At 60.5% G+C, this 7,986-nt stretch carries 4 protein-coding genes and 4 pseudogenes; 5 read left to right on the top strand and 3 right to left on the bottom strand.

Going from position 1 to position 7,986, the window contains the following annotated elements; genetic code table 11:
- Positions 1-140, bottom strand: a pseudogene (locus tag X738_RS81935) (IS6 family transposase); the annotation flags it as partial.
- Between the two features lie 71 nt (positions 141-211).
- Between X738_RS81935 and X738_RS79900 the strand changes: the two are divergent.
- The 4 genes and pseudogenes from X738_RS79900 to X738_RS79885 all read left to right on the top strand — a co-directional run.
- Positions 212-874, top strand: a pseudogene (locus X738_RS79900) (oligopeptide/dipeptide ABC transporter ATP-binding protein); the annotation flags it as partial.
- 33 nt (positions 875-907) lie between these two features.
- Positions 908-1,843, top strand: coding sequence for an ABC transporter permease (locus X738_RS79895; protein WP_023804139.1), 936 nt, complete (start codon positions 908-910; stop codon positions 1,841-1,843).
- Positions 1,844-1,852: 9 nt separating this feature from the next.
- A complete protein-coding gene (locus X738_RS79890) occupies positions 1,853-2,710 on the top strand; it encodes an ABC transporter permease (protein WP_023804138.1) in 858 nt (285 codons plus the stop codon).
- A gap of 63 nt (positions 2,711-2,773) precedes the next feature.
- Positions 2,774-4,016: pseudogene (locus X738_RS79885) on the top strand (M24 family metallopeptidase).
- Between the two features lie 330 nt (positions 4,017-4,346).
- On the opposite strand, the gene X738_RS85735 reads toward X738_RS79885, so the two are convergent.
- The gene (locus X738_RS85735) at positions 4,347-4,607 is read right to left on the bottom strand and encodes a PhnE/PtxC family ABC transporter permease (RefSeq protein ID WP_023804135.1); all 261 of its coding nucleotides are present in this window, start codon (positions 4,605-4,607) and stop codon (positions 4,347-4,349) included.
- A 100-nt stretch (positions 4,608-4,707) separates the two neighbouring features.
- Entirely contained in the window at positions 4,708-6,363 is a 1,656-nt protein-coding gene (locus X738_RS79875) for an MFS transporter (RefSeq protein WP_031257127.1), read from the bottom strand.
- 814 nt (positions 6,364-7,177) lie between these two features.
- Between X738_RS79875 and X738_RS79865 the strand changes: the two are divergent.
- Positions 7,178-7,986 (top strand): annotated as a pseudogene (locus X738_RS79865) (transposase); the annotation flags it as partial.

Here is a 7,986-nt window from a genome sequence, read left to right as displayed (position 1 = left end):
GATGCACGGTGGAGTGGTCGACCTTCAAGCCGCGTTCGGCCATCATCTCTTCCAGATCGCGCAGGCTCAGATTGGAGGCCAAGGTATCAGCGCACGCAAAGCAGGATCACCAACTGGTCGAAATGGCGGCCCTTGAACATCACGTGCTCCTCCACAGCTGAGGAGTGTTTCTTGCCATGCTCCGCTTACCGAAAGGTTTGCGACAGAGCCGGACCCGCTCGCGGCGCTGGATCGCCGGCTGCCGATCCTCGATCAGGTCCAGGAACCCTTGGACATTCACGAGGTCGGATCTGCATCGGAGCGGAACAACAAAGCGCTGGCTATGCTCGACGCCGTCGGCCTGAATGCGAGCCACGCAGCGAGCCTGCCCTCTCAACTGTCGGGTGGGCAGCGTCAGCGTGCTGTTCTTGCCCGGGCGCTAATCATGCAACCGGCCTTGCTGGTCTGCGACGAACCCGTCTCGGCGCTGGACGTTTCGATCCAGGCCCAGGTCGTGAACCTCCTCATGGACCTGCAAAAGGACCTGAACCTCAGTCTCCTCTTCATCAGTCACGATCTGAAGGTTGTCCGCCAGATCAGTCAGCGTATGGCTGTGATGTATCTCGGACGTATCGTTGAGTACGGCGAGACAAATCTTCTGCTCTCGAACCCCTCCCACCCCTACACGAAGGCGCTGGTTTCGGCGATCCCTGTTGCGGGCCGGCGTACGCGCGAGCGCATCATACTCAAAGGCGAGCCACCCAACCCTGCCGCGCGACCGACGGGCTGCGCGTTCCACCCGCGCTGTCCCATTGCGCGTCCGCAATGCGCGAGTGTTTGCCCCACAGTCTCAACGCTGCCGGACGGACGATCCGTTGCGTGCCATGCGGTTTGATACCAGCCCGCCGACCAAGGAGGTTGGACCCTGATGTTTCGATACTTTGCCGTCCGTATCTTGCGCGCCATTCTGACAGTTGCGCTGGTGGTTACGTTTGCCTTCATTGTGCTCCGGCTTTCTGGAGATGCGGCCCGCAGCATCATGGGCGAGGACGCCTCGCCCGAGGCCATGGCCGCCTTTCGACGGGAGTGGGGACTCGATCAGCCGCTGTGGATGCAATACCTCCACTACTTCGCAGCGATCTTTCACGGCGAATTCGGCCGGTCGATGCGTGGAGGTGGACCCGCACTTGACCTGGTGCTGTCACGGATTCCGGCAACGCTGATGCTGACCCTGCCTGCACTTTTTATGAAGTTGGCGATCGGCATTCCAGCGGGTGTCTATGCCGCTCTGCACCGGGACAGCGCCATTGACCGCGCCGTCATGGTCACGGCGGTCGCAGGCTACACGGTTCCAAGTTTCGTGCTCGGCCTTGTATTGGTCCAACTCCTGGCAATCTGGTTTGCGTGGCTGCCGACCGGCGGCACGGGCAGCCTGCAGCATCTCATCCTGCCGATCGTCACGCTCGGTGTTGGGGGCGCCGCCGTGCTTGCCCGCTTCGTTCGAAGTGCAATGCTGGAAGTCCTGGGGCAGCCTTACATCCGGACTGCCAGTGCCAAGGGAATGCCTTGGGCCGCAGTTGTGCGCGGTCATGCCCTGCCAAATGCCGCAATTCCAACGGTTACCATTATCGGCTTCATGGTTGGCAATCTGATCGCGGGCTCGGTCGTCGTCGAGAGTCTGTTCTCGTGGCCAGGTGTCGGCAATCTGCTCGTCGTTTCGGTTGTAGCGCGAGATCTGGCGGTCGTCCAATGCATTCTGTTGCTCGTCGCCATCGCGATGGTCTTCTCCAATCTCATTGTCGACTTCCTCTACGGCTTCCTCGATCCGCGCCTGGCGAACGCCAACTCGACCGGAGGACACTGAGACGTGAACATGATGGAAAACGTCAACGACGTTGCCAAGCGAGAGAACCCGAAACACCGCCGGATTCCATTCTCCGTCATCGCCAGCGTGCTCTGGATCGGTATTATCGTGCTTGTCGCATTGCTCGCCAATCAAATCGCCCCTTACCAATATACGGCTCTTGATCTGCCGAACCGGCTGGCCTCGCCATTCCACCCGCAGCATTTGCTCGGAACCGACGAACTCGGGCGGGATGTTCTGTCGCGTTTGATCTTCTCCGTTCGTATTTCGGTTCTCGTCGCTCTGGGGGCGACGCTGATTTCGGCCAGCTTCGGCACGACAATGGGCTTCGCTGCGGCTCACTTTCGCGGACGCGTCGAGCAGTTCATCCTGATGCTTGCGGATTTCCAGGCAGCAATGCCATTTCTCATCCTTTCCCTTTCGGTGCTTGCATTTTTCGGCAACACCTTGCCGCTGTTCATTGGACTGATGGGACTTTATGGGTGGGAGCGTTATGCCCGTATCGCACGCGGGCTTGCGATCGTGGCGAGCGCGCAAGGATACGCCGGCGCCGTTCGTCAGTTGGGGGCGAGCCCATCACGCGTATATCTGCGCCATATCCTCCCGAATATCTCTTCGACACTCATTGTATCCATGACGCTGACCTTCCCGGAAGTTATCCTCATGGAAAGCAGCTTGTCGTTTCTGGGTCTTGGCGTTCAGCCTCCGATGACGAGTCTCGGCAACATGGTCGGTTATGGCCGGGAGTACATGACACGTGCTCCCTGGATCATGTTTGCGCCTGCGACGCTGATCGTCACGACGACGCTCTCCATAAGCTTGTTGGGCGATTGGCTGCGCGACCGGCTGGACAGCGGACTGCAGTAAGGCGGGAACGCCGAGAAGGCTGCCGTCCTAACAGAGCAAGCATTTCTGAAACAGGAACACCCCATGGCTTTACTCCAACCACTTGATCGTCAGCGCGCTCAAGCCCTCATGGAACAGGAAGGGCTGGACGGGATCGTACTGATCCAACCCGAGTCAATCGTTTACGGCACAGGAGCACTTCCAGGCAGCGCCGCCGGCTGGCGACGGGCTGGCGCCGTGTTTGTGATCGTGCCCGCAGATGCACGAGAGGCCCTCACAGCCATTGTCGGCGACTTCTACGCTGAAGAGTTTCGAGCCGCCTCCGGAATTGACGACATTGTCACTTTTCCTGTCTGGGTCGACCTGATCGACATCAGTGACGTTGCGAACGGCCAGCTCAAGCAACGTCTATCGGCCGCTCGCCCGCCGGAGCAAGTGCACCCGAGACCGGCAAACTTTGACCGCAGACAGACATTTGCGCTGCTTGCAGAGGCTTTGGCTCGCCGCGGGCTCTCAACCGCACGGCTCGGAACCGAACACGCCTTTTTGCCGGTTGCGGACCAGGCCTGTTTTCATCAAGCCGGCCCCGATGTTCGCTGGTCGGATGCCTCAAGACTCGTCAGTCGCTTGCGGATGATCAAGACCGCGGATGAAATCGAACGGCTAAAACTTGCCGCCCAATCTGCCGAGGCTGGCACCATGGCTGCCATCGCCCACATTCGGCCCGGCTGCACTGCCGATGAGTTGTTCTCGGTTTTCAGAACCGCCTCTGCGCAACGCGCGGCCGAACTTGGCTATAACGGTCCGGTTCTACCGAACGGCGCCATCACGATCGGACCTGGTGCGACCGGCAAAGGTCGGCCAGCCGAACGCGGAGACGTCATCCGTCTGGACCTTGGTTGCGTCGTTGACGGGTACACCTCCGATTGCGCCCGCACGGCAGTGCTTGGCGAACCAAATCCGGATCAGCGGGCGATCTATGACCCTGCGCAACGCCTTCGAGACCGACTTGGAACGCCTCCGTCCCGGCGTCCGTTTGCGCGAGGTCCACGCGACGGCGATGAAGGCCATGCATGCTCGCGGCTTTGACATGTATTGCCGCGGCCATTTTGGCCATGGTCTTGGTGCGTCGGTCTTCGTTGAGGAATGGCCCTTCATCGCGGCGGATGAACCGACGGAGATCGAACCCGGCATGGTGCTGGCCTATGAGTTGCCCTGGTACATCCGCGGCCTTGGCGCATTCATGCTGGAAGACCAGTTCATTGTTGGCGCGCAATCGGTGGATGCTTGTTGGACATTGCCGCGTGAACTGGCGATCTGCGACTGACGGCTTTTGTGCTCATCCCTCCCCCGCGACTAGAATAAAGACATCTGCGATTTGTCATCGTCAGCTTCGACGGCCTGCGGCCCGACCTTGTCTCTCCCGATCTGACGCCGAACCTCTGCCGCTTGCAGTCATTGGGCGTCACGCTGTTGGGCTGTTGGAGCACCGGACTATTTATCTAAGCGAGACCCGTTCGGCCTTCCCAAGTCTCGTTACCGGCACCACCACCGGAAGGCGTGGCATGGTGGGCAACAAATATGCCGACCGCTCGGTTACGCGCCTTGACGCCTGATTATATCAGCCGCCTGCGAATCCAGGCCGAGGCGGCATCGATCACGTAGACATGGCGATGATCATGAAAATGATCGACCAGGCTTCCGGCCACCGGAAGGCATGCATGCGGTCGGCCAGCAGAAAACCAGTGCCGCCGGCACCAACGATACCCAGTATCATGCCGGATCGAGCATTCGACTCGAAATTGTAAAGTATGACAGAGAGAATCACTGGCAGTGCCTGTGGCATGATCGCGTAGCGGATCGCCTGAAGGTTGCTGCCGCCGGGGTAGAACGCTAGCGTCATCGCTGCGACACGCATAGCAGCGTCTATCCCCGGCAGAGGCGATTGCAGCAAGTTCGCGCTCGAAGATGGTGTCGCTTCAAAGCAACGGGAAGCGCTAGCCATGATCCAGCCCGCCTCAAATTCGAGCGACAAAGGGCGTGATGTGGTCCGCTTTGCGGGGATGTCCGGTCGGCCGCTCGATCGAAAGTTTCATCCGGGGCGGATGCTCTCCCGTGTGAAACGCCTGGAGACGGTCGTCCAGTTCCTTGTCGGCCGTCGTGAGCCGGTGATTGAGGCGAAGGTAGTCCGTCCAGGTCGGCGTGCGAAAACTTTCGGTCCATTGACACGGTTCCTGAAGGTCTCTCTCGACGGTCCAGTTCCGGGCACCGACGCGACTTTGGGCGCGGCGGCGTTCCTGCATGAGGGCCAGGAACGCCTTTGTGTACTCGCCCGGTATCTGATACTCGATCTTGACGACGATCGGTCCGCTTCTCGGTCTGAGTTCGACAGCGACCGCTGGCGCCTTGAATCCCTCTAGGGGATCGTGGTCCGTTTCCTGGTTCTCGAGGATCGGCAACAGGAACCCGGTCGCGGAAACCAGCACCAGAGCGCCGGCCGAGCCCACCAGCGCCCAGGTCAGTGAATAGTTCTCGGCCACCGTGCCCCACAGCCAGCTGCCGGCCGCGATCCCGCCATAGGTCAGGGCATAATAAATCGAGATGGTGCGGCCAACGATCCACCGCGGGCTTGCCAATTGCACACTCACGCCAAGCCCGGACCAGGCAATGACCCAACCAGCGCCGCCAAGGGCGAGGGCGGTCGCTGCCACCGCAACGGTAGGGGCGACGGCAAGGGACATTGAGCAGGCTGCGCAAGCGAGGCATGCAAGCCTGATCAACCATTCCTGAGACATGAGCCGTCTCAAGCGACCGGCGGTGACGCCTGCGAAAAAGGCGCCAATCCCGAAGCCGGCCATCAGGACACCGTAGTCGAACGGACCACCGTTCAAATGATCACGGACAACGAGAGGCAGCAGCGCGAGAATGGCGATACCCGCCAGACCGAGAAGGGCCGCCCGAGCGATTGCTGCCTTGATTTCGGACGATATCGCCGTGAAACGCGCTCCGTCATAGATCGCAGTGGTCATCCGCTCGCGCGGGAGCGCTGAGGATGGAACAGTCCATTTGGAGCGCCAAATGACGCCCAACGGCACCACATAGCTGAGCGTACTCAAGACGAGAGCGGTCAGAGGCCCGAAGGAAGCAACGACGATGCCGCCGAGCGCCGGGCCCACGCTCCGAACGGTGTTGAAGCCGATATTGATGAGCGTGACGGCCGCCGGAAGATCGCGCCTTTCCACGATATCGCCGATTGACGCCTGCCAGGCGGGATCGTTGAGGGCGAAGCCGCATCCGATCAAAAAGCTGACACCGAGGATGATCCACGGGTCGACAAAGCCAAGCGCTATGAGAACAGTCAGTGTGAGCGACGCCACCGCAATCAGTGACCGGCCGGCGAGCATGACTCCGCGTCGGCTGAGATTATCCGCGATGGCCCCAGCGAATACAGACAAGATGAAGGCCGGCAGAGTGGAGGAGGCCTGAACCAGCGCGACCATCAGATCGGAAGTCGAGACCGTGGCCATGAGCCAGCCGATGGCGACGGTGTGCATCATCCAGCCGAGGGATGAGACTTGAGTTGCCAGCCAGATCGAGCGAAACGTTCGATTCTTGAGGGGGGAAAACGTGGTTGGCGTCACCGCGTCCGGATTTGCGCGCGCCACTCTGCTCATTTTTTTTAGGCCTTTGCGTTTTACCTACGGGCTCGCTCGAGCGAGCGCTTTGCACGATCGCCGAATTGGGCTGATGATTTCCACTGCAGGATTTTTTGAGCCGGCGATCTGGCGCCGCAACGAATATTTCTCTTGGAAGAATAAATCAGGACTGATCCAATCAAATCCACTTCGTCCCCAAGATCAACCTCATATTTGCATAAACGATGAGGAACGGCAGAGGCGAGAAGGTGCGCGTGGCGTAGCGGCCACACGCAAATTCTCGAGGAGCCAACCAGCGCACGAAATCTGGGTGGCTGGCGATCGTTCGCCGCCACTTTTCAATCGATGAGGCCGTCACAGCTAGCGCAGGGGAGAAGGCCGGATGTGCGCTGAACGGTGAAGTCCCCAAGGCCAAGTATTTCGAACTGGGCTGACGAGGACCTTGGGGCGAGCACAAGAACTGTTCCTGGTGACACGCCAAGGTCGAGCAGACAGTGAACTTTCGCTCCTGACCCGACGTAGGTAGGCCACCACACAAGGTATCGCACGAATGCAAGTTGGGACTGCCGCCCGTCAAAGCAATTTGTGATTTGTGGACAGGGCTGCGCGAGCCCTAAACGGAACCGGCTGATTTCGGACAGAGTGCATGATCGCTCGGCGAGCGAGGGGTGGGCGATCGTGTGAGGTGGATGGCGCGTCGCGGTCTTCTCAAAGCCGATGAACGCAAGGCGCTTGTCGGCGTGTGAATCGGCACCGAAGATTGACGCTGACCTGCCACGGGTAATTTCCTCCAGTTGGGATTAGAGTCCGGCCTCGTTTGAAGGACGGACTGATGAAGAGAAAGCGATTTACGGAAGAGCAGATCATCGCGGTTTTGCGCGAACACGAGGCGGGGGCGAAGGCGGGCGATCTGGCCCGCAAGCACGGGATCTCGGAGGCGACGCTGTATAATTGGAAGGCCAAATATGGCGGGATGGAGGTGTCGGACGCCAAGCGGCTGAAGGCGCTGGAGGAGGAGAACGCGAAGCTGAAGAAGCTGCTTGCCGACCAGATGCTAGAAGCCTCGGCGCTGCGCGAGCTTCTTTCAAAAAAATGGTAGGGCCCGTCGCCAAGCGCGAAGCCGTCGCGCATCTGAGGGCCGCCATGGGCCTGTCGGAGCGGCGGGCCTGCTCGATCGTCGCTGCCGACCGCAAGATGATCCGTTACCGGTCCTGCCGGCCCCCTGAGACGGAACTGCGCTGCCGCTTGCGAGACCTTGCCAATGAGCGCCGGCGCTTCGGCTATCGGCGGCTGTTCATCCTGCTCAGACGCGAGGGCGAGCCGTCGGGGATCAACCGCATCTATCGGCTCTATCGCGAGGAAGGGCTGACGGTTCGCAAGCGACGGNGAGGGCGAGCCGTCGGGGATCAACCGCATCTATCGGCTCTATCGCGAGGAAGGGCTGACGGTTCGCAAGCGACGGTCACGACGACGCGCGGTTGGCACCCGCGCACCGATCCTGGTCGAGGCAAGGCCGAACGCCCGCTGGTCGCTGGATTTCGTCCACGACCAGTTCGCCTGCGGCTGGCGCTTCCGCGTGCTCAACATCGTCGACGACGTGACACGCGAATGCCTGGCGGCGATCCCAGACACCTCGATCTC

Source organism: Mesorhizobium sp. L48C026A00 (genome assembly GCF_000502375.1).
Taxonomy (GTDB): Bacteria; Pseudomonadota; Alphaproteobacteria; order Rhizobiales; family Rhizobiaceae; genus Mesorhizobium; species Mesorhizobium muleiense.
Note: the sequence above shows the minus strand (reverse complement) of the source record. Positions and strands in the feature narration are given on the sequence as shown.

Coding starts and splice junctions, on each gene's coding strand:
- X738_RS79895 (WP_023804139.1), top strand. CDS start 908: ATGTTTCGATACTTTGCCGTCCGTATCTTGCGCGCCATTCTGACAGTT.
- X738_RS79890 (WP_023804138.1), top strand. CDS start 1,853: ATGATGGAAAACGTCAACGACGTTGCCAAGCGAGAGAACCCGAAACAC.
- X738_RS85735 (WP_023804135.1), bottom strand. CDS start 4,607: ATGCGTGTCGCAGCGATGACGCTAGCGTTCTACCCCGGCGGCAGCAAC.
- X738_RS79875 (WP_031257127.1), bottom strand. CDS start 6,363: ATGAGCAGAGTGGCGCGCGCAAATCCGGACGCGGTGACGCCAACCACG.